Origin of the sequence: Pseudomonas sp. SIMBA_041, assembly GCF_046535095.1 — a bacterium.
In the GTDB taxonomy this organism is placed as follows: Bacteria; Pseudomonadota; Gammaproteobacteria; order Pseudomonadales; family Pseudomonadaceae; genus Aquipseudomonas; species Aquipseudomonas mucoides.
Genome location: NZ_JAWRXJ010000920.1, coordinates 1 through 237, shown reverse-complemented (window position 1 = coordinate 237; position 237 = coordinate 1). Strand labels below are relative to the sequence as shown.

Here is a 237-nt window from a genome sequence, read left to right as displayed (position 1 = left end):
AGACTATGATGAGGATGTCATCGCTTGTAAATTAGAATTAGTAATTGATCATATTTTAAATAGTATTCATTATGAATGGGGAGATCCAAATAATGAAGGACTTTCTTACATAACAAGAGAAGGGGGATGGCAAGGCAAAGTTTATGAAACATGGAATTTAATGGAGATAATAGGTTTGGATACCATAAATCATGACGTTTTTACATATATTGTAGATTCAATACATAACCAGCAATG

1 protein-coding gene is annotated in these 237 nt (G+C 31.2%); it reads left to right on the top strand.

What is annotated here, in order from left to right:
* The coding region (locus SB725_RS33810; protein WP_410923772.1) for a HEPN-associated N-terminal domain-containing protein at positions 1-237 on the top strand (237 nt) is incomplete at both ends.